Origin of the sequence: Mumia spirodelae (genome assembly GCF_050632745.1) — a bacterium.
Taxonomy (GTDB): domain Bacteria; phylum Actinomycetota; class Actinomycetes; order Propionibacteriales; family Nocardioidaceae; genus Mumia.
Genome location: NZ_JBODSD010000002.1, coordinates 1,272,716 through 1,291,819, shown reverse-complemented (window position 1 = coordinate 1,291,819; position 19,104 = coordinate 1,272,716). Strand labels below are relative to the sequence as shown.

General features: G+C 73.9%; 19 protein-coding genes. 12 read left to right on the top strand and 7 right to left on the bottom strand.

The window, feature by feature from the left end; genetic code table 11:
- Window positions 1–170 precede the first annotated feature (170 nt).
- Together ACQSSQ_RS15480 and ACQSSQ_RS15475 are read left to right on the top strand one after the other, a co-directional pair.
- Window positions 171–1,010 carry a PhzF family phenazine biosynthesis protein gene (locus tag ACQSSQ_RS15480; protein ID WP_431327980.1) on the top strand — a complete coding sequence of 280 codons (840 nt, stop codon included), beginning with the start codon at window positions 171–173 and terminating at the stop codon, window positions 1,008–1,010.
- The gene (locus tag ACQSSQ_RS15475) at window positions 1,007–2,419 is read left to right on the top strand and encodes an NAD(P)/FAD-dependent oxidoreductase (protein WP_431327979.1); all 1,413 of its coding nucleotides are present in this window, start codon (window positions 1,007–1,009) and stop codon (window positions 2,417–2,419) included. The genes ACQSSQ_RS15480 and ACQSSQ_RS15475 overlap by 4 nt, the downstream gene beginning before the upstream one ends.
- Here ACQSSQ_RS15475 and ACQSSQ_RS15470 read toward each other — a convergent pair.
- Together ACQSSQ_RS15470 and ACQSSQ_RS15465 are read right to left on the bottom strand one after the other, a co-directional pair.
- Window positions 2,332–2,856, bottom strand: a complete 525-nt coding sequence (locus ACQSSQ_RS15470; RefSeq protein WP_431327978.1) for a hypothetical protein — start codon at window positions 2,854–2,856, stop codon at window positions 2,332–2,334. The genes ACQSSQ_RS15475 and ACQSSQ_RS15470 overlap by 88 nt on opposite strands.
- 53 nt (window positions 2,857–2,909) lie before the next feature.
- Window positions 2,910–3,839, bottom strand: a complete 930-nt coding sequence (locus ACQSSQ_RS15465) for a DNA-3-methyladenine glycosylase family protein (RefSeq protein WP_431327977.1) — start codon at window positions 3,837–3,839, stop codon at window positions 2,910–2,912.
- Between the two features lie 123 nt (window positions 3,840–3,962).
- Here ACQSSQ_RS15465 and ACQSSQ_RS15460 point away from each other — a divergent pair, with 123 nt between their 5' ends.
- From ACQSSQ_RS15460 to ACQSSQ_RS15450, 3 genes are read left to right on the top strand one after another with little or no spacing between them, the layout of a single operon-like run.
- A complete protein-coding gene (locus ACQSSQ_RS15460) occupies window positions 3,963–4,850 on the top strand; it encodes an ABC transporter substrate-binding protein (RefSeq protein ID WP_431327976.1) in 888 nt (295 codons plus the stop codon).
- Window positions 4,847–5,737 (top strand): tRNA glutamyl-Q(34) synthetase GluQRS, encoded by an 891-nt coding sequence (gene gluQRS, locus ACQSSQ_RS15455; protein ID WP_431327975.1) that lies wholly within the window; start codon window positions 4,847–4,849, stop codon window positions 5,735–5,737. Before ACQSSQ_RS15460 ends, gluQRS begins: the two co-directional genes overlap by 4 nt.
- An 8-nt stretch (window positions 5,738–5,745) precedes the next feature.
- The gene (locus ACQSSQ_RS15450) at window positions 5,746–6,285 is read left to right on the top strand and encodes a hypothetical protein (RefSeq protein ID WP_431327974.1); all 540 of its coding nucleotides are present in this window, start codon (window positions 5,746–5,748) and stop codon (window positions 6,283–6,285) included.
- 4 nt (window positions 6,286–6,289) lie between these two features.
- On the opposite strand, the gene ACQSSQ_RS15445 is transcribed toward ACQSSQ_RS15450, so the two are convergent.
- On the bottom strand, window positions 6,290–6,502 hold the full coding sequence (locus ACQSSQ_RS15445) for a PLD nuclease N-terminal domain-containing protein (RefSeq protein WP_431327973.1): 213 nt from the start codon (window positions 6,500–6,502) through the stop codon (window positions 6,290–6,292).
- Window positions 6,503–6,654: 152 nt separating this feature from the next.
- Here ACQSSQ_RS15445 and ACQSSQ_RS15440 point away from each other — a divergent pair, with 152 nt between their 5' ends.
- The 4 genes from ACQSSQ_RS15440 (at window position 6,655) to ACQSSQ_RS15425 (ending at window position 10,750) form a co-directional block, all read left to right on the top strand.
- Window positions 6,655–8,121, top strand: coding sequence for an NAD-dependent succinate-semialdehyde dehydrogenase (locus ACQSSQ_RS15440; protein ID WP_431327972.1), 1,467 nt, complete (start codon window positions 6,655–6,657; stop codon window positions 8,119–8,121).
- 119 nt (window positions 8,122–8,240) lie between these two features.
- Window positions 8,241–8,924 (top strand): DUF998 domain-containing protein, encoded by a 684-nt coding sequence (locus tag ACQSSQ_RS15435; protein WP_431327971.1) that lies wholly within the window; start codon window positions 8,241–8,243, stop codon window positions 8,922–8,924.
- A 32-nt stretch (window positions 8,925–8,956) separates the two neighbouring features.
- Window positions 8,957–9,328: a YciI family protein gene (locus ACQSSQ_RS15430; RefSeq protein ID WP_431327970.1), complete on the top strand. Its 372-nt coding sequence runs from the start codon at window positions 8,957–8,959 to the stop codon at window positions 9,326–9,328.
- Between the two features lie 135 nt (window positions 9,329–9,463).
- A complete protein-coding gene (locus ACQSSQ_RS15425) occupies window positions 9,464–10,750 on the top strand; it encodes an RNA polymerase sigma factor (protein WP_431327969.1) in 1,287 nt (428 codons plus the stop codon).
- Between the two features lie 18 nt (window positions 10,751–10,768).
- Here ACQSSQ_RS15425 and ACQSSQ_RS15420 read toward each other — a convergent pair whose 3' ends face one another.
- Window positions 10,769–12,181: an MFS transporter gene (locus ACQSSQ_RS15420; protein WP_431327968.1), complete on the bottom strand. Its 1,413-nt coding sequence runs from the start codon at window positions 12,179–12,181 to the stop codon at window positions 10,769–10,771.
- A gap of 158 nt (window positions 12,182–12,339) precedes the next feature.
- Between ACQSSQ_RS15420 and ACQSSQ_RS15415 the strand changes: the two genes are divergently transcribed.
- On the top strand, window positions 12,340–12,936 hold the full coding sequence (locus tag ACQSSQ_RS15415; protein WP_431327967.1) for a TetR/AcrR family transcriptional regulator: 597 nt from the start codon (window positions 12,340–12,342) through the stop codon (window positions 12,934–12,936).
- A gap of 6 nt (window positions 12,937–12,942) precedes the next feature.
- Here the strand turns inward: ACQSSQ_RS15415 and ACQSSQ_RS15410 are convergent, their stop codons facing one another.
- Window positions 12,943–13,380: an SRPBCC family protein gene (locus ACQSSQ_RS15410; RefSeq protein WP_431327966.1), complete on the bottom strand. Its 438-nt coding sequence runs from the start codon at window positions 13,378–13,380 to the stop codon at window positions 12,943–12,945.
- Complete coding sequence (locus ACQSSQ_RS15405; protein WP_431327965.1) at window positions 13,377–15,023, bottom strand: phytoene desaturase family protein; 1,647 nt, start codon at window positions 15,021–15,023, stop codon at window positions 13,377–13,379. Before ACQSSQ_RS15405 ends, ACQSSQ_RS15410 begins: the two co-directional genes overlap by 4 nt.
- 117 nt (window positions 15,024–15,140) lie before the next feature.
- Here ACQSSQ_RS15405 and ACQSSQ_RS15400 point away from each other — a divergent pair, with 117 nt between their 5' ends.
- Together ACQSSQ_RS15400 and ACQSSQ_RS15395 are read left to right on the top strand one after the other, a co-directional pair.
- The gene (locus tag ACQSSQ_RS15400; RefSeq protein ID WP_431327964.1) at window positions 15,141–16,586 is read left to right on the top strand and encodes an FAD-dependent oxidoreductase; all 1,446 of its coding nucleotides are present in this window, start codon (window positions 15,141–15,143) and stop codon (window positions 16,584–16,586) included.
- Between the two features lie 65 nt (window positions 16,587–16,651).
- A complete protein-coding gene (locus ACQSSQ_RS15395) occupies window positions 16,652–17,029 on the top strand; it encodes a VOC family protein (protein ID WP_431327963.1) in 378 nt (125 codons plus the stop codon).
- A 7-nt stretch (window positions 17,030–17,036) separates the two neighbouring features.
- Here ACQSSQ_RS15395 and ACQSSQ_RS15390 read toward each other — a convergent pair whose 3' ends face one another.
- Window positions 17,037–19,037, bottom strand: coding sequence for an ABC transporter ATP-binding protein (locus tag ACQSSQ_RS15390; protein WP_431327962.1), 2,001 nt, complete (start codon window positions 19,035–19,037; stop codon window positions 17,037–17,039).
- Window positions 19,038–19,104 lie beyond the last annotated feature (67 nt).

Below are 19,104 nucleotides of genomic sequence, written 5' to 3'. Positions count from 1 at the left end.
ACACGAAGGCCTCCTTGGTGGCGGAGCGGTTCCTTAGACAGCTCCACTCCACACCAGGAGGCCTTCACCCATCTACACCTCAGACCGAGTCGTCACACGATCTCGACCAACGTGCCTGGACATCACACCTAGCCGCTCCCGCGGGACGTGGGCGCGACTACGGTGACCCCATGAGCGACGTGCTGCGCTACACCGCCTTCTCCGACGACCCTGCGGGCGGCAACCCTGCCGGGGTGGTGCTCGACGCCGCGGGTCTGAGCGACACCGAGATGCTCGCGACGGCGGCCGAGATCGGCTACTCCGAGACCGCGTTCCTCGTGGCACGCGACGGCGAGGACCGGTCGTACGACGTGCGCTACTTCGCACCGGAGGCGGAGGTCCCCTTCTGCGGCCACGCGACGGTCGCCTCCGGCGTGGCGCTGGCCGAGCGCCTCGGCACCGGCCCGCTCGTGCTCCACACGCCGGTGGGTCCGGTCGACGTCGACACCGTCGACCAGGACGGCCGTATCTGGGCGACCCTCACGAGCGTCGACCCGCAGGTCGTCCCGGCCGACGTCACGCTCGTCGACGACGTGCTCGGAGCGCTGGGATGGTCGCGCGACGACCTCGACCCGCGCTACCCGCTCTCCGTCGCGAACGCCGGCGTGTGGCACCTCGTCCTCGTCACGCGGACCCGTGAGCGCCTCGCCCAGCTGTCGTACCCGTTCGACCGGCTCCGCACGATCATGGCCGACGCGGGCCTGACGACGCTCCAGCTGGTCTGGCCCGACCACTTCGGCACCTACCAGTCGCGCAACCCGTTCCCGGTCGGCGGCGTGGTGGAGGACCCAGCGACGGGCGCGGCGGCCGCCGCCTTCGGCGCGTACCTCGCGCACCACGGCCTCGTGCCGCCCGACGCGTCCTTCACGATCGAGCAAGGGGTCGACATGGGCCGCCCGAGCCTCATCCACGTCAAGCTCAGCGACGACTCGCCCCGCGTGCGCGTCAGCGGCAAGGCGGTGGCGCTGTGACGGCTCAGCCCCTGGTCAACGGCGCCGTCTCCTACTGGATGAGCGCGCTGGGACGGACCGCGCCGACCCGTGCGCCGCTCACCCGCGACCACGAGGTCGACGTCGCGATCGTCGGCGGCGGGTTCACGGGACTCTGGACGGCCTACTACCTCGCGAAGGCCGACCCGACGTTGCGGATCGCGGTGCTCGAGCGCGAGATGTGCGGCTACGGGGCCTCCGGTCGCAACGGGGGCTGGCTGACCGCGGCGATGGCCGGGTCGCCCGAGGTGTACGCGAAGGCCTCGGGCCGTGACGGCGTCGTGGCGCTGAGCGACGCGATGAAGGCCACGGTCGACGAGGTGATCGCCGTGGCCGCCGCCGAGGGCATCGACGCCGACGTCGTCAAGGGCGGCGAGCTCACGGTCGCGTGCAGCCCTGCGCAGGACGAGCGCCTGCGGGCCGACCACGCGTACGCCGAGTCCTGGGGCGACCACGACCACGAGCTCCTCGACGCGGCCGCGGTCACGTCCCGCGTCGCGGTCGCGGGAGCGGTCAGCGGCCTCTGGACCCCGCACTGCGCGCGGATCCATCCGGCCAAGCTGGTCACCGGCCTCGCCGACGTGGTGGAGGGCCTTGGCGTGCAGGTCTACGAAGGCACCGAGGTGACAGCGATCGAGCCTCGGCGCGTCCGGTTCCGCGCGCGCCCGAGCAGCGGTGCCACGACCGAGGGCACCGTCGGGGCGGCGTACGTCGTCCGGGCGACCGAGGGCTTCACCGCCGGTCTCCCCGGAGAGCGCCGCACCTGGCTGCCGATGAACTCCGCGATGGTCGTCACCGAGCCCCTCGACGCCGCGGTGTGGGACGAGATCGGCTGGTCGGGGTACGACACGGTCGGCGACCAGGCCCACGCCTACATGTACGCCCAGCGGACCGCCGACGACCGGATCGCGATCGGCGGTCGCGGGGTCCCGTACCGCTACGGCTCGCGGACCGACCACGACGGCGCCACCCAGCGCGCGACCGTCGACAGCCTCCGCGACGTGCTGGCGCGGCGGTTCCCTGCGGCTGCGGAGGCCCGGCTCGACCACGCGTGGGCGGGCGTGCTCGGCGTCCCGCGCGACTGGTGCGCGACGGTGACGCTCGACCGGACCACCGGGCTGGCCGCGGCCGGCGGCTACACCGGTCACGGAGTCACCACGACCAACCTTGCCGGACGGACGCTGCGCGACCTCGTCCTCGGGCAGGACACCGGGCTCACCGCGCTGCCGTGGGTCGGCCACCGCACGCGCCGCTGGGAGCCGGAGCCGCTGCGGTGGCTGGGCGTGCAGGCGATGTACGCGGCCTACCGCGCGGCGGACCGGCGCGAGGACAGCCGCGGCGGGCCGACCTCGTGGATCGCGCGCGCCGCGGACGTCGTCAGCGGCAGGTGAGCGACGGCGCCGCGGTCGCTCACCGACAGGCGGCGGCGGACGACCGCGTCGTGCCGACCCAGCGCCAGCCCGACGCCGGCGCACGCCCACGCTCCGACGACCAGACCGGGCGTCAGGACGACGAGGTCGTCGCGGAGCAGGAGCAGGTCGACCACGCCGGTCGCGACCGCGTTGGCCACCCATTGCCACGCCACGCAGAGGATCGAGGCGACGAGCCCGACGATCGCCCACAGCGGGTACGGGTGGCGGAGGCCGCGTCGCCCGTCCCGGAGCGCGAGGGCACCGGCCGTCGCGTACCACAGCGCCGTGGTCGCGACCGCTGATGCGATCGTCGCGTCCGGGGTGTCGCCTGCGAGGAGTCCGACAGCCCGTCCGAGGACGACCCAGACTCCTAGCAGGGCGGCAACCCGCAACGCGACGTCCCCCGAACGTCGCATGCAGACATCATCGCCCCAGGCGCGGAGGTCGGCAGGTCGTTGTCCGGATCCGGTCAGCGGCGCCGGTGGTCCATCCGGGTGATGCGGGGACCGCGACGGGGGCGCGCGAGGGCGCCGTCGGCGTACAGCAGGTGGATCACCCGGCCGCGATGGCCGCGCCACGGCTCGAGGATCTCCAGCATCCGCGCGTCGTCCACCGGCTCGCCGACGAACGCCCACCCGACGTCCTTCGCCAGGTTGTAGTCGCCGACCGACACGGCGTCGGGATCGCCGAGGCGCTGGAGGACCTCGGCGCTCGTCCACACCCCGATGCCGGGGAGCGACTGCAGCGCCGCGGACGCCTCCGCGTACGAACGGTCGACCAGACGCTCGACCGCCGGCGCCCGCTGCGCGACGGTCACGGCGGTGCGGGAGCGCGCGGGATCGACGCCGGCGCGGTGCCACGCCCACGATGGGAGCCCGCGCCACTGCGCGGGGGCGAGGGGGACGACCATCGGGACCGGGGTCGGGCCGGGAGCCGGCTCACCGTACGTGCGCAGCAGGCGGCGCCACGCGGCGTACGCGTCGACGCCCGGGACGCGCTGCTCGAGGATCGCCGGGATCAACGTCTCGAAGATCCGGCGCTGCCGCGGGAGCCGGAGGCCCGGGTGCCGCTGGAGCGCCCGCGCGACGACGGGGATGCGAGGGTCGAAGCCGGACCGGTCGTCGTCCTCGCCGAGCAGCGTCGGCGCCTCCGCCGCCAGCTCGTCCGCGCCGTCGCCCCACGCGTCCACCCGCACCTCGCCGTCCCGCGCGCTGACGCGGTAGGTGACCGGGCCGGTCGCCATCCTGCTGGCGCGCCAGACGGCGCCGTCGGGAGCGACCTGGTGCGCCGGGTCGTACGGGCCCTTGGCCAGGATGCCCAGGGTGCGGCGCACGTCGACCGGGCCCGCGGGACGCCAGGCGCGGGAGGCGTCGGGCGTCGGCGGACGGGAGGTGCTCACCCCCCGATCGTGACACGGGGCCCTGACGCCGGGCGCGGTGTGGGCTGCGTCACGCCGGGGCACCTGCTCCTGTCGCGGCGCGCGGCGGCGTGCGTAGGATCCCCTGTCCATGAAGGCATGGTCATGAGCGGAATCGTCTCCCTGCTCCCCGCCGCCACCGAGATCGTCCTCGCCCTCGAGCTGGACGACGACCTCGTGGCGGTGACCCACGAGTGCGACGAGCGCGCCCGTGCCGGACGGCGGGTGCTGGTCCGCGGGCTCGACACCCGCGGGCTCGAACCCGGTGCGATCAACGCCCTGGTCGCGTCGACCGGCGACGCGGGCGGCTCGACGGCGACGCTCGACGCCGCCGGGCTCGCGGGCCTCGACCCGAGCCTGATCGTCACCCAGGACCTGTGCGCGGTCTGCGCGGTGCCGGCAGGTGCGGTCGACGAGGCGCTGGCGCGGCTCGGCTGCGCGGCCGACGTGGTGACGCTAGACCCGCACTCGTTCGCCGACGTCCTGGTCGGGATCGCCGAGGTCGCCCAGCGCGCCGGCGTCCCGGAGCGCGGGGACGCGCTCGTCAGCGGCCTGCGGACCCGGCTGGCCGACGTCTGCCTCGCCGTCGCCGGGCGGTCGCGTCCGCGGGTCGCGGTCGTCGAGTGGACGGACCCGCTCTTCCTCGGCGGGCACTGGATCCCTGACATGGTCGACCTCGCCGGAGGCGCTGCCGTCGGGGGATCGGCCGGCACCCGGTCCCACGCGGTCGGCTGGGACGCGCTGCGGACCGCCCGGCCCGACGTGGTCGTGGTGGCGCCGTGCGGCTACGACCTCGACGGCGCCGCGCGCCAGGCCGAGGACGTCGCGGCGACGGTCGCCGAGCACGCGGGGCCGGTGCCGGTGTGGGCGATCGACGCCGACGGCCTCGTCGTACGACCGGGGCCGCGGCTGGTCGACGGCGTGGAGGCGCTCGCGTCCGTGCTCCACCCCGGGACGGTGCCCGAGCACGCGGGCGTTCGGCGGGTGGCGTGAACGGGCGGTACGCGCCGAGCCCGTCGGGGGACCTCCACGTCGGGAACCTGCGGACGGCGATGCTCGCCTGGATGTTCGCCCGCTCGACGGGGCGCGGCTTCCGGATGCGCGTCGAGAACCTCGACCGGGTCCGCGCAGGGGCTCAGGAGCAGCAGCTCGCCGACCTCTCCGCGCTTGGCATCGACTGGGACCCGCCGGTCGTGATGCAGTCGCAGCGGCGCCCCGCGTACGACGAGGCGGTGGCGACGCTGGTCGCGCGCGGCCTGACGTACGAGTGCTTCTGCACCCGGCGCGAGATCGCCGAGGCAGCATCGGCGCCGCACGGCGTCCCCGGCCACTACCCGGGCACGTGCCGCCGGCTCACCGAGGAGGAGCGGGCCGCCCGGCGCGCCGAGCGGCCCGCCGCGCTCCGGCTCGCCTCCGGAGTGGACCAGTTCACGGTGCGTGACGTGCTCCACGGGACGTACACAGGTCCGGTCGACGACCTCGTCCTCGTGCGCAACGACGGCGTTCCGGCGTACAACCTCGCCGTGGTCGTCGACGACGCCGCGATGGAGGTCGACCAGGTCGTGCGGGGCGACGACCTCCTCGCCTCGGCGCCGCGGCAGGCCTACCTGGCGACGCTGCTCGGCACGGTCCCGCCGCACTACGCCCACGTGCCGCTCGCGGTGAACGGGCTCGGCAAGCGGCTCGCCAAGCGCGACGGCGCGGTGACGCTCGCCGACCTGGAGGCGCTCGGGTGGAGCGCGGCGGACCTCGTCGCGGCGATCGCGGCGTCGCTCGGCATGGTGGCGCGCGACGCGGCCGGGATGCTCGCCGCGTTCGACCCCGCGGAGCTGCCTCGTACGCCGTGGGTGTTCGTGCCGCCCGCGGCTCCGGCTGCTTGACTCGGGGCGTGCTCGACGCCTACTTCCGGGAGGTCCCGCTGGCCGGGATCGGCGTCGTGCTGGCGCTGCTCCTCGCGACGGCGCTCGCGGCGGTGGCGCTGCGTACCGGGGCGGCATCGCCGGTCCGTGTCTGGCTCTACGTCGCGGTCGTCGGGTCGTACGTCGCCGTCACGATGCTGCCCGGTGCACTCGCGGAGGGGTGGCGGTGGCAGAGCCCGCTGGCGCTGCGCGTGGACGCGCCGCTGTGGGAGGCCTTCTGGACCTCGACGGACTCCCGCACGCTCAACGTCTGGGCCGGGGTCCTGCTCGGCGCCGCCGCCGTGCTGCTCGCGCTGGACCTGCGCCGCTGGTGGCCGGCGCTCGTCGTGCTCGCGCTGCCGTGGGTCGCGGAGTGGTGGCAGGCCGTCATCCCGACGCCCCGCGACGGTCTGTCGGGCGAGGACCTCGGCGACAACCTGTACGGGATCGCCGTCGGTGCCGCCGTCGGTGCGGCCCTGCACCTGGCCCTCGCAGCGGCGGAGCGCCGGTGGGGTGCGGGCGAGCGTTGACGGCTCAGCGGCGCCCGACGAGGAAGTACGCCACCGGCCCCACGGGCTGGACGAAGCACGCCGCCGCCCACGCGGCCTTCGGGCCACGGACCGCCTTCGCGGGGCGCCGGGCCAGGTTCACCAGGGCCGCGACCGTCATGGCGGTCTCGGCGACGCCGGCCACGACCACGAGGCGGCGCTGGGTCGGGGTCAGGTCGGACCAGCTCTTCTGGGGCATGTCTCGACGGTACTGGTCCCACGGCCGGTACGCCGGAGCGCGCGTCGCGGACGACGTGTAACGCCGTGAGCCGCGCGGGCGACACCCCGGCTCGTGCATCTGCGGGGGTGGCGCGGGAGGATCGAGGAGAAGCCACGCACGAGGAGGTCGTCATGTCTTTGGAAGGTCGCGAGTCCGAGGTCGTCGCGGGGGTGCATCCCCAGCTCTTCGTCGGAGGGAAGTGGCGTGACGCAGAAGGCCAGAAGACCTTCGCGGTCGAGGACCCGTCCACCGGCAAGACCATCGCCGAGGTGGCGGACGCGTCTGTCGCCGACGGCCTCGCCGCGCTCGACGCCGCGGTCGCCGCGCAGTCCGACTGGGCCCGGACGGCACCCCGTGACCGCGGCGAGATCCTGCGCAAGGCGTTCGAGCTCATCACCGAGCGCGCCGACGACCTCGCGCTGCTGATGACGCTCGAGATGGGCAAGCCGCTCTCGGAGTCGAAGGCGGAGATCGCGTACGGCGCAGAGTTCTTCCGCTGGTTCTCCGAGGAGGCCGTCCGCATCAACGGCCGCTACGCCGTGGCGCCGAACGGGGCCACCCGGCTCCTCACGCTCAAGCAGCCGGTCGGCCCGTGCCTGATGATCACGCCGTGGAACTTCCCGCTCGCGATGGGCACGCGCAAGATCGGTCCGGCGATCGCCGCCGGCTGCACGATGGTCGTCAAGCCCGCCGCGCTGACGCCGCTGACGATGCTGGCGCTGGCCGACATCCTGGCCGAGGCAGGACTGCCCGACGGCGTGCTGAACGTCGTCACGACGACCGCGACCGGCGACGTGATGGAGCCGCTGATCCGCGACCCGCGCCTGCGCAAGCTCACCTTCACCGGCTCGACCCCGGTCGGCCGCAAGCTCATCGAGCAGAGCGCCGAAGGCATCCTGCGGGTGTCGATGGAGCTCGGCGGCAACGCGCCGTTCCTCGTGTTCGAGGACGCCGACCTGGACAAGGCCGTCGACGGGGCGATGCTCGCCAAGATGCGCAACATCGGTGAGGCGTGCACTGCCGCCAACCGGTTCCTCGTGCACGAGTCGGTCGCCGACACGTTCGCCCAGAAGCTCGCCGAGCGGATGGGCGCGATGACGGTCGGGCGCGGCTCCGAGGACGGGGTCCAGGTCGGTCCGCTGGTCGAGGGCAAGGCGCGCGACAAGGTCGCCGAGCTCGTCGCCGACGCGGTCGGGTCGGGCGCGACCGTGCTCACCGGCGGCGAGGTCCCGGACGGGCCGGGCTACTTCTACCCGCCCACGGTGCTCACCGGCGTCGGCGAGGACGCCCAGGTCTTCCGCGAGGAGATCTTCGGCCCGGTGGCGCCGGTGTTCACGTTCTCCTCCGACGAGGAGGCGCTGCGGATGGCCAACGACACCGAGTACGGCCTGGTGGCGTACGCGTTCACCGAGAGCCTCGAGCGCGCGGTCCGGGTGTACGAGGGGCTCGAGACCGGGATGGTCGGCATCAACCAGGGCGTCGTGTCCAACCCGGCCGCGCCGTTCGGTGGTGTGAAGGCGTCCGGCTTCGGTCGCGAGGGCGGCGCCGAGGGCATCGACGAGTACCTCGAGGTCAAGTACGTGGGGCTCGCGCTCTAGCCCGCAGATCTCGCCCGGAGAAAAAGTTCTGGTGGTGGCGCAAAGTCGGCCGCCGTCGTTCGTGGAGGTCGTGAGAGGCCGACGCGAGGGGCGGCGGCCGACGACTGCAGGAGCACCTCATGACCACCACGACCCACACCCTCGGCAGCACCCGCACCGCCTGTGACCCGCAGACCCGGGTCACGAAGTCCTTGCTCGGGTACGGCGTCCTCGCCGGCCCCTTTTACGTGACCGTCGCGCTCGCGAGCGCGTTCACCCGCGATGGCTTCGACCCGGCCGTCCACCAGTGGAGCATGCTCGCGCTCGGCGAGCACGGCTGGATCCAGGTCGCGAACTTCGTCATCACCGGGCTCATGGTCCTCGCCTTCGCGGTGGGTCTGCGCCGGTCGCTGGCGCCCGGTCGCGGCGCGCGCTGGGCGCCGCGCCTCGTGGCGGCGTACGGGGTCTCCCTCCTCGCCGCGGGCGCCTTCCGCGCCGACGCCGCGTACGGGTTCCCGGCGGGCACCCCCGACGGCCCCGGCGAGGTCTCCTGGCACGGGATGCTCCACCTCATGGCCGGGAGCGTCGGCTTCACGTGCCTCGCGGTCGCGTGCTTCGTGATGGCGCGGCGCTACGGCAGCGACGGTCGGCGGGGCTGGGCGATCGCCTCCCGGACGGTCGGCGTGCTGTTCCTCGCGGGCTTCGGCGCGGTCGCCGCCGGGACGGGCGCCGCCGCCGCTAACCTCGCGTTCACCGCGGGCGTCGTCACCGTCTTCGGGTGGCTCGCCGCGGTCGCCGTCGACCAGTACCGCACCGCCTCCTGATCCGCCACCACCCTCGTACGAAGGAGATCACCATGCGCTATCTCGTCCTGCTCGACGGCACCCCGCCCGAGGGCCCACCCCCGTCCGAGCTCATGGAGGCGATCGCCGCGCTCGGCGCGGAGGCGACCAGCTCGGGCGCCATGCTCGACAACGCCGGGCTCGCTCCGAGCGCCTTCGGGGCCCGGGTTGACCTGACCGGCGGTGAGATCACCGTGAGCGACGGTCCGTTCACCGAGGCGAAGGAGCTCATCAGCTACGCGCTGTACGAGGTCCGCTCCAAGGAGGAGGCCGTCGAGTGGGCGCGTCGCTTCCTGGCGCTGCACCAGGAGCACTGGCCCGCGTGGCAGGGCAGCGCCCGGGTCGTGAAGCTCTTCGGCCCCGAGGACTTCGCCGCCCTCCCCTGACGCCTCCCCGCCCGTCCCGTCCCCGCCCCCGTCCGCGTTTTGAAGGGTTCCGGTTGGTTCCGAGGTCCGGAATCCGACCGCAACCCTTCAAAACGGGGACGGGGCGGGGGCGGGTGTGTGCTTGGATCGGCGGTGATGGCGGGCGAGGCGGAGGCGCGGGCGGCGGTCGAGGCGGTGTGGCGGATCGAGGCCGGCCGCCTGGTCGCCGGTCTCGCACGGGTGACCGGTGACGTCGGGCTCGCCGAGGAGCTCGCCCAGGACGCGCTCGTCGTCGCGCTCGAGCAGTGGCCCGGCAACGGCATCCCTCCGAACCCCGCCGGCTGGCTGATGACCACCGCCAAGAACCGCGCGATCGACGCGGCACGGCGGCGCGGCACCTACCAGCGCAAGCTCGAGCAGATCGGGCGCGACCAGGAGACCTTCGCGTACGCCGCCGGCGACGACGTCGAGGACGCGCTGGACGACGACATCGGCGACGACCTCCTGCGGCTGATCTTCACCTCCTGCCACCCCGTCCTCTCGGTCGAGTCACGGGTCGCGCTCACGCTGCGCTGCCTGGGCGGCCTGACCACCGGCGAGATCGCGCGCGGCCTCCTCATCCCGGAGGCGTCGGCCGGGCAGCGGATCTCCCGGGCGAAGAAGACGCTGCGCGACCGCGGAGTCGTGTTCGCGATGCCGGACGCGGGCGAGCGCGCGGCACGGCTGAGGTCGGTGCTGGAGGTCGTGTACCTGATCTTCAACGAGGGGTACGCCGCGCAGGCCGGCGACGACTGGATGCGTCCGGCGCTGTGCCAGGAGGCGTTGCGCCTCGCCCGCCTGCTCGCCACGCTGGTCCCCGACGACCCGGAGGTCCACGGCTTCGTCGCCCTGCTGGAGCTTCAGGCCTCACGCATCCCGGCCCGGACCTCGCCGGACGGGGGTCCCGTCCTGCTGCTCGACCAGGACCGCCGTCGCTGGGACCGTACGCTGCTGCGTCGCGGGCTGGAGGCGCTCGCCCGCGCCGAGGAGCTGGCCAGTGCTCCGGGTCCGGACGCGCCGGCGCTGGGGGCGTACGCGATCCAGGCCGAGATCGCCGCGTGCCACGCGCGGGCCGCGACGGCCGAGGACACCGACTGGCGCCGGATCGCGGCGCTCTACGTGCTGCTCCGTCACGCGTGGCCGTCGCCGGTCGTCGAGCTCAACCGGGCGGTCGCCGTCGGCTTCGCCGAAGGCCCCGAGCGCGGGCTCGCCGTGGTGGACGCGATCGCGGGTACGCCCGCGCTGGCGTCGTACCCGCAGCTCCCCGCGGTCCGCGCCGACCTGCTCGCCCGCCTGGGCCGCACCACGGAGGCGCAGGAGGCGTACGAGCAGGCGGCGGCGCTGTCGGGCAACGCCCGCGAACGCGAGGTCTACGCGGCGAAGGCGGCCGCGCTCGTCCCCTAGACCCCGCGCCCGCCAGGGTCACGCGTCCTGGCCGACCGGCTCCGGGGCGGCGACCCTCGGCTCGCTCGTACGCCGCTGCGTCACCAGCGCGACCGCTGCCGCCACCACGGTGAAGGCGGCCGCGACGAGGAGCGCCTCCCTGACGCCCGGGACGAAGTCGCCCGGCACCGCGTACGAGGCGTAGACGGTGACGACGACCGCCATCCCGACCGAGCCGCCGACCTGCTGGACGGTCTGGAGGAGGCCTGACGCCGCCCCCGCGTGCTCGGGTGCGACGCCGCGCAGGGCCGCGACGGTCGAGGGCATGAACGCGAGCCCGGCGCCCAGGCCGTTGAGCACCAAGGGGCCGAGGACGGACGCGACGTACGTGCTCGACGCGTCCAGCGTGCTGAGCCAGAGGTGGCTGGCGGCGAGGGCGAGACTTCCGGTCACCAGCAGCGGCCGCACGCCGAACCGCTCGACGAGCCGCGGCGCCACGCGCGAGACCGCGAAGATCGCGGCGGTCAGCGGGAGGAACGCGGCACCGGCGGTGAGCGGTCCGAGGTCGAGTACACGCTGGAGGTACTGCACGAGCAGGAAGAACAGCGCGAACTGGCCTCCGACGATGAGCGCCATCGTGAGCAGCGCCCCGCCCCGGCCGCGGTCGCGCAGCAGCGTCAACGGCAGGAGCGGCGCCGGGGTCCGTGCCTCCACCAGCAGGAACACGGCGATCAGCAGCACGCCGGCGGCCAGCCCGCCGTACGTGAGCGGCGAGTCCCACCCGCGCTCGGCCGCGCTGATGAAACCGGAGACGAGCGCGAGCGAGCCGAGCGTGGCCGTCAGGGCGCCGGCGACGTCGAACCGGCTGCGCTGGCGGGGCGTCTCGGCGACGAAGCGGCGCGCCGAGACGATGACCGCGATCCCGATCGGCACGTTCACGAACAGCGTCCACCGCCACGACCCCCAGTCGGTGAGGATGCCGCCGAGGATCAGCCCGAGCGAGGCTCCGGCCGACGAGACGGCGCTGAAGAGGGCGAGGCCGCGGTTGCGCTCGTGGGTCGTGCGGGCGGTCGTCGTGATCAGCGCGAGGACGCTCGGCGCGGCGAGCGCGGCGCCGACGCCCTGCAGCGTCCGCGCGGCGACCAGCAGCTCCGGCGTGCCGGCGATCCCGCCCAGCAGCGACGCGACCACGAACGTCGCGAGACCGATCTCGAACGCGCGCAGCCGACCGATCGTGTCGCCGATGCGGCCGCCCAGCAGCAGCAGACCGCCGAACGCGAGGGCGTACGCGTTGAGGACCCAGGACAGCCCTGCGGGCGAGAAGCCGAGGTCGTCCTGGATGCCGGGGAGCGCGACGTTCACGACGGTGGCGTCGAGCACGAGCATCAGCTGGGCGGTGGAGACGATGCCCAGGCCGATCGCGGTCCGGCGGGACGTCGGGGTGGACTCCATGGAGGCTCCTTCGAGGAGATCGCGTGCGTTAGGATAGGTGGAGACAGGCTCCGTTTCGGGCCTGAGCATGACGATACGGAGACTGTCTCCGTTTTGGCAAGCGCAATTGCCGCGACCCCGGAAGGACACGCGGGTCGCGGTGCGAGAGGGTGGCGTACGTGACGACCCAGGAGGCGAGCCGGCGTGCCCGGCCGATGCGGGCCGACGCGCGACGCAACTACGAGAAGATCCTCGAGACGGCGCGCGAGGTCTTCCGGGAGAGCGGCGCCGACTGCTCGCTCGACGCCATCGCGAAGCGCGCCGGGGTCGGCCCGGGCACGCTCTACCGGCACTTCCCGACGCGGGAGGACCTCGTCGACGCGCTGCTGGAGGACTGGATCGACGCGCTCGCCGCCGACGGGGAGGCCGCGGTGTCCTCGACGGCTCCGGCGCGCGAGACGCTCAGCACGTGGCTCGCGAGCTTCGTCGACAACATCGTCGTCTACCGCGGGGCGGCCGCGATGATGGCCACCGCGATGGGTGACCCCAGCTCGCCGATCTACGGACGGTGCCAGGTGCTGCGCGACGTGAACGCGCGCGTGCTCGGCACGTTCGTCGAGTCCGGCGCGGTCCGCCCCGACGTCGACGCCGACCAGGTCCAGCGGCTCGTCAACGGCGTCGCCTCCGTCGTCGACCAGGCCGGCCTGTCGACGGACGACGCACGGCCCATGCTCGACATCGTCCTCGACGGGATCCTGGTCGACCCGCGAGGCTGACGACCGCTAGCGCCCGCGCCCCTCGACCAGGTACGCCAGCCGGCGCAGCGCCTCGCGGTTGCGGGCCTTCAGGCTGAGGGCCTCCGCGGGCTTCGGCAGGAGCTTCGCCGGTCCGCTGACCGTGTGCTCCTCCATGTCCACCGTCGTCGTCGCCCCGGTCTCGCGCAGCGTGAGCCCGACGTACCCCTCCCCGACGGGCCACGCCCGCACCTCCAGCTCGAGGCGTCGCCCCGGCTCGCAGGAGATCACGCTCGTGGTGTCGTCGATCAGCAGCGGCCACGAGCCGACCGAGTGGTGGATCTTGGTCCCGGGCTCGGGGAAGCCCGCGTCGACGTGGCGGATGCGCGAGGCCCCCACCACCCACGAGGCGTACGTCCAGCCGTCGGCGAGGACGGCGAACACCTGGTCCGCAGGGGCAGCGATCTCGCGGGAGACGAGCGTCATCGTGGACTCCTTCTCGAAGGGCGTGGGACACCGTCGCGGCGCACCCGGGCGAGCAGCGGGCGCGCGCGCCTGACCAGGGACGGCTCGGCGAGGACGGCGCGTGCGGCGTTGGCGCCGGGCGAGCCGTGGACCCCGCCGCCGGGGTGGGCCGACGCCGAGGCCAGGAAGAGGCCGGGCACGGGGGTCGTCGCGCGGCCGTTGCCGGGGACGGGGCGGAAGACGAGCTGCTGGTGGATCGCCGACGTGCCCCCGTTGATCGCACCGCCGACGAGGTTCGCGTCGCGGGCCTCGAGCTCCCGAGGGCCGAGCACCCGACGGGCGACGATCCGGCTCGCCAGGTCGGGGGCGTGCACCTCGATCCGGCGCTGCATGCGATCGGCGAAGCGCTCCACCTCGTCGCGGTCCCAGCGGCCGGTGAGGCCGTCGCCGCCCGCGTCGTGGCGGACGTGCTGAGGCACGTGCGCGTACGCCCACAGCGCCTCCGTCCCCGTGGGCGACCGCGTCCCGTCGGCGGTCGTCATCTGCCCGACGATGAGGAGCGGCTCGGAGGGCACGGTGTGCGCCGTGATCTGCGCGGTGGCCTCCGCGATCGCGGAGACGGAGTCGGCGACGTGGACCGTGCCGGGCGGCGTCTCGGGCGGCGAGGACCAGGGCACGGGGCCGTTCAGCGCGAAGTCGACCTTCACCGTCCCCGGGTCGAGCTCGAAGAACCGCATCCGCCGGCGCAGGCGCGGGGGCAGCTCGTCCTCCGGGACCAGCTCGCCGTACAGCGAGGAGGCGACGACGTCGGCCACCACAGCGCGACGGGCCCGGACGACCTCGCCGCCGGTGATGCGTACGCCGGTGGCGCGGCGGCCGTCCAGCAGCACGCGGTCGACGCGGGAGGACGTCCGGACCGTGCCGCCGAGGCTCTGGAACCGACGGGCCAGGGCCCCCGCGAGCTCGCCCGCGCCGCCCCGCGGCACCGGGAAGCCGACGGTCTGCCCGAGCATCGTCATGAGCAGGCCCATCAGGCCCGAGCCGGCGGCGTCGGCCGGGATGTCGGCGTGGCCCGCGTTGCCGGCGAGCAGCAGCGCCGCCCCGGGGCCCCGGAAGCCGTCGCGCCCGAGCGCGCTCACCGGCTCCAGCAGACGGCGTACGTAGTCGAGCCCGCCGACCGAGCGCAGCGCCCACAGCGTCCGGGCCCCCGCGCGGACCGGCGGGAAGGGGGTCGTCAACGCGTCGACCAGAGCGTCCCCGATGTGCGCCCAGTCGTCGACCCACGCGCGCCAGCGGTCTCCGTCGCCGGTCCCGAGCGCCTCGAGGGACCGGGCCGTGGCGTCGACGTCGCGGTGCAGCATCGCCCACGACCCGTCGGCGATCGGGTGCCCGAGCACCGCCGGCGCGTGCGTCCACTCGAGGCCGTGCTCCTCGAGCCCGAGCCCGCGGATCACCTTCGACGCGGCCGCGAGCGGGTAGAACGAGCTGAACGTGTCGTGGACGTAGTCCGGGTGCACGTCCCGGGCGCTGCGGACGGCCCCGCCGATCTCGGGCTGCGCCTCGAGGACGAGGACGTCGAGGCCGGCGTCGGCGAGCAGGTTCGCCGCGACGAGGCCGTTCGGCCCGGCCCCCACGACGACCACGTCGCACTCGGTCGCGGCCACGTCGGCTCCCTCCGCGCTCGGGTTGACGGTGCTCGGGGGGTACCCGGGTGCGGCCGGTCTGAAACGCCGAGTGTCCTGGGCGAAGGTGGGTACAGGAGCGCCGACGGAAGGAGCCCGATGCAGTCCTGGTGGCACGACAGGGAGACCGACCGCCCGACGTATGCCCCGCTCGCCGAGGACGTCGCCTGCGACGTCGCGGTCGTGGGGGCCGGGCTGGTGGGGGCGACCGCCGCCCTCGCCCTCGCACGCGCCGGGACCTCGGTCGTCGTGCTCGAGGGGCGCACCGTCGCCGCAGGCACGACCGGCGGCACGACCGGCAAGGTCAGCCTGCTGCAGGGATCGCGCCTCTCGACGGTCCGCCGGCACCATCCCGAGCACCTCCGCGGGTACGTCGAGGCGAACCGGTCCGGGCAGGAGTGGATCCAGGCGTTCTGCCAGTCCAGCGGGATCCCGTACGACGTGCGGGACGCGGTCACGTACGCGACGACCGCCCGTGGCGAGGAGCAGCTGACGGCGGAGCAGGAGGCGTGCGAGGCAGCCGGCCTCGCCGTGGTGCGCGACCCCGATCCCGGCCTGCCGTTCCCGGTCCGCGGGGCCCTCCGCCTCGCGGGGCAGGGACAGATCGACGCTGTCGCGCTGACCGACCGGATCATGGCCGACGCCGTCGAGGCGGGTGCGCGGGTGTTCGAACGGACGCGCGTCCTCGGCGTGGACGGCACGGGACGCCGCCGGGTCCGGACCGAGCGCGCCACCGTCGACGCCCGCCACGTCCTTCTCGCCACCGGCACGCCGATCCTCGACCGCGGCGGCTTCTTCGCCCGCCTCTCGCCGAAGCGCTCGTACGCCGCCGCGTTCCGCACCGACGGCCCCGCGGTGGACGCCATGCACCTCTCCATCGACGCGCCGACGCGCTCCCTGCGGACGTCGACCCCGGACGAGTCGGTGCTCGTCGTCGGCGGCAGCGGGCACACGACCGGGCGGGCCCGCTCGGAGGCGTTGAAGGTCGCCGACCTGGTGGCCTGGGCCCGCAGCACGTTCGGCGTGGGGGAGCCCCTCGCGACGTGGTCCGCGCAGGACTACTCACCGACGTCCGGCCTGCCGTACGTCGGGAGGCTGCTCCCGACCGACGGGCGGATCCACGTGGCCACCGGCTTCGACAAGTGGGGGATGGCGATGGGGGCCGCGGCGGGGCTCGCGCTGGCCGGCGACGTCCTCGGGGAGAAGCCCCCGTGGCGCGACGCCGTCCGCTCGTGGCGCCGACCCGCGCTGCGCGACGCGGCGAAGGCCGCCTCGGTCAACGCTGCCGTCGGGGTCGAGCTCGGCAAGGGCTGGGTGTCGGCGGCGATGTCGCGCGACGATGCCGCGCCGTCGGTCCGCGGGGTGCCGCCCTGCGCGGTCTCCGACGACGGGCCGTCCTTGTCGGCGGTGTGCACCCACCTCGGCGGGATCGTCGAGTGGAACGACGCCGAGCGCACGTGGGACTGCCCGCTGCACGGGTCGCGCTTCGCCGAGGACGGCACGGTGGTGGAAGGACCCGCGACGCGGCCGCTGCGGCGCCGGTGACTTTCGGGGCCTACACCGGTCAGCCTTGGAAGGGGTCCGGACGCGACCCCGTCAGGAGGACGGACATGCTCGCCGAATCACCGGCCTACAGCGGTTTCTCGGTCGACGACGTCGCCGCTGCGAAGGCGTTCTACGCCGACACGCTCGGTCTCGACGTCTCCGAGGCGAACGGGATGCTCACGCTGCACCTCGCGGGCGGGCGGGACACGCTCGTCTACCCGAAGGGGGACCAGCACCAGCCCGCGTCGTACACGATCCTCAACTTCCCGGTGCCCGACATCGAGGCAGCGGTGGACGGGCTCACCGAGCGCGGCGTCGCGTTCGAGAAGTACGAGGGCACGCCCACGGCGACCGACGACAAGGGCATCTTCCGTGGCGGCGGCCCGCTCATCGCGTGGTTCACCGACCCTGCGGGCAACGTCCTGTCCGTGATCCAGGAGTGACGCGCGCTCAGATGCGGACGTCGGCGCGGACGTGGTCCTCGCTGTCACGGACGCAGGTCCCGTCCCGGAAGACGACCCCGTCCCGGAACCGGCCCTCGATCTCACCGCCGCCGAACTGCTCGACGTACAGGCGCGAGTAGAGCCCGCCCTCGGCGAGGAGCTCCGCGTGCGTGCCCTGCTCGACGAGCAGCCCGTCCTCGAGCCCGAAGATGACGTCGGCGTTCTGGATCGTCGACAGCCGGTGGGCGATCGCGATCGTCGTCCGCCCGACCGTCGCACGCTCCAGCGCGTCCTGCACCAGTCGCTCGGTCTCGGTGTCGAGGGCGGACGTCGCTTCGTCGAGGATCAGCACGCGCGGGTTCATCAGGAACACGCGGGCGATCGCCACCCGCTGCTTCTCGCCTCCCGAGAGCCGGTAGCCGCGCTCCCCGGTCACCGTGTCGTACCCTTCCGCGAAGCTCATGATCCGGTCGTGGATGTTCGCGTCTCGGGCGGCCTGCTCGACCTCCTCGGGCGTCGCGCCCTCCTTCGCGTAGGCGATGTTCTCGTAGATCGTGCCGTGGAAGAGGTACGGCTCCTGGGTCACCATCCCGACCGTGGTGGCGAGCGAGTGCTCGGTCGCCTCGCGCACGTCGACGCCGTCGATGAGGACGGCGCCCTCGGTCACCTCGTAGAAGCGCGGCACGAGGTAGGTCATGGTCGTCTTGCCCGAGCCCGAGGGACCGACGATCGCCGCGAGCTGACCGGGCTCGACCGTGAGCGAGACGTCCTGCAGCGTCCACCGCTCCTCGGTGACCGGGTCCTCCTCGTCGGTGTCGCGCGGCTGCTGGATCCCGAGGAGCCGCGGCGGCGGGTAGCGGAACCAGACGTGGCGGAACTCCACCCGGCCACCGCGTCCGGTGTCGGGCAGCGGCCGTGCGTCGGGGCTCTCGACGATCGCGGGCTCCAGGTCGAGGTACTCGAAGATCCGGCGGAACAGCGCGAGCGACGTCTGGACGTCGAGCGTGACCCGCATCAGCTGGATCAGCGGCATCTGCAGCCGTGCCTGCAGCGTCGTGAACGCGACCAGGGTGCCGGCGGTCAGACCCGCGCCGGCGTAGTCGAGGTGCCCGGTCAGCATCAGCCCGGACACGAGGTAGATCAGCGCGGGCGTGATCGCGAAGAACGTCTGCACCATCGCGAAGAAGGTGCGTCCCGTCATCGCGGCGGTGACCTGCAGGCGCGTCTGGCGCTGGTTCTCCTCGCGGTAGCGCAGCGTCTCGCTCTCCGCCCGGTTGAACACCTTCGCGAGCAGGATGCCGGAGACCGACAGGGCCTCCTCGGTGATCGCCGTCATCTCCGACAGCGACTCCTGGGTCTTGCGGGCGAGCCGCTGGCGGCGCCGGCCGACGCGGACCTGGATCACGACGAAGAGCGGCATGAGGATCAGCGTGATGATCGTGAGCTGCCACGAGAGGATCACCATCGCGACGAACGCCGAGACGACGGTGACGGCGTTCTGGAGGATGGTGGTCGCGGTGTCGGTGAGGACCGTCCGCACCCCGCTGACGTCGTTGGCCAGGCGCGACTGGATCGCCCCGGTCTTGGTCGCGGTGAAGAAGCCGAGCTCCATGGTCTGCAGGTGCGCGAACAGCCGCCCACGCAGGTCGGCCATCGCCGAGTTGCCGATCGTCGACGTCAGGTAGTTCTGCCCGATCCCGATCAGCGCGGTCACCACCGGGATCGCGCACAGCCCCGCGACGAGCCAGCCGAGCAGCGCCAGGTCCGGGCTGCCCTCTCCCGTCGGGCTGGTCTGCTGAGGGAAGAGCGCGTCGTCGAACACGGCCTTCGTGAGGAACGGCGCGATCGAGCTGAGCACGGCTCCGGTCACGACCGCGAGGCCGACGAGCAGCATCTTGCCCTTGTACGGCGCCAGCAGGTGGGCGATGCGGGGGAGCACCCGCTGCGCGTCCGCGCGGGCGACGGCGCGGCGCGCGGCGCGCTCCGTCTCCTGCATCGATGAGGTCATGAGCCGAGCCTAGGTCGGGATCCGCCGGGAAGAAGGTGTGAAGGAGCCCCCCGGCGGGTACCCCGTC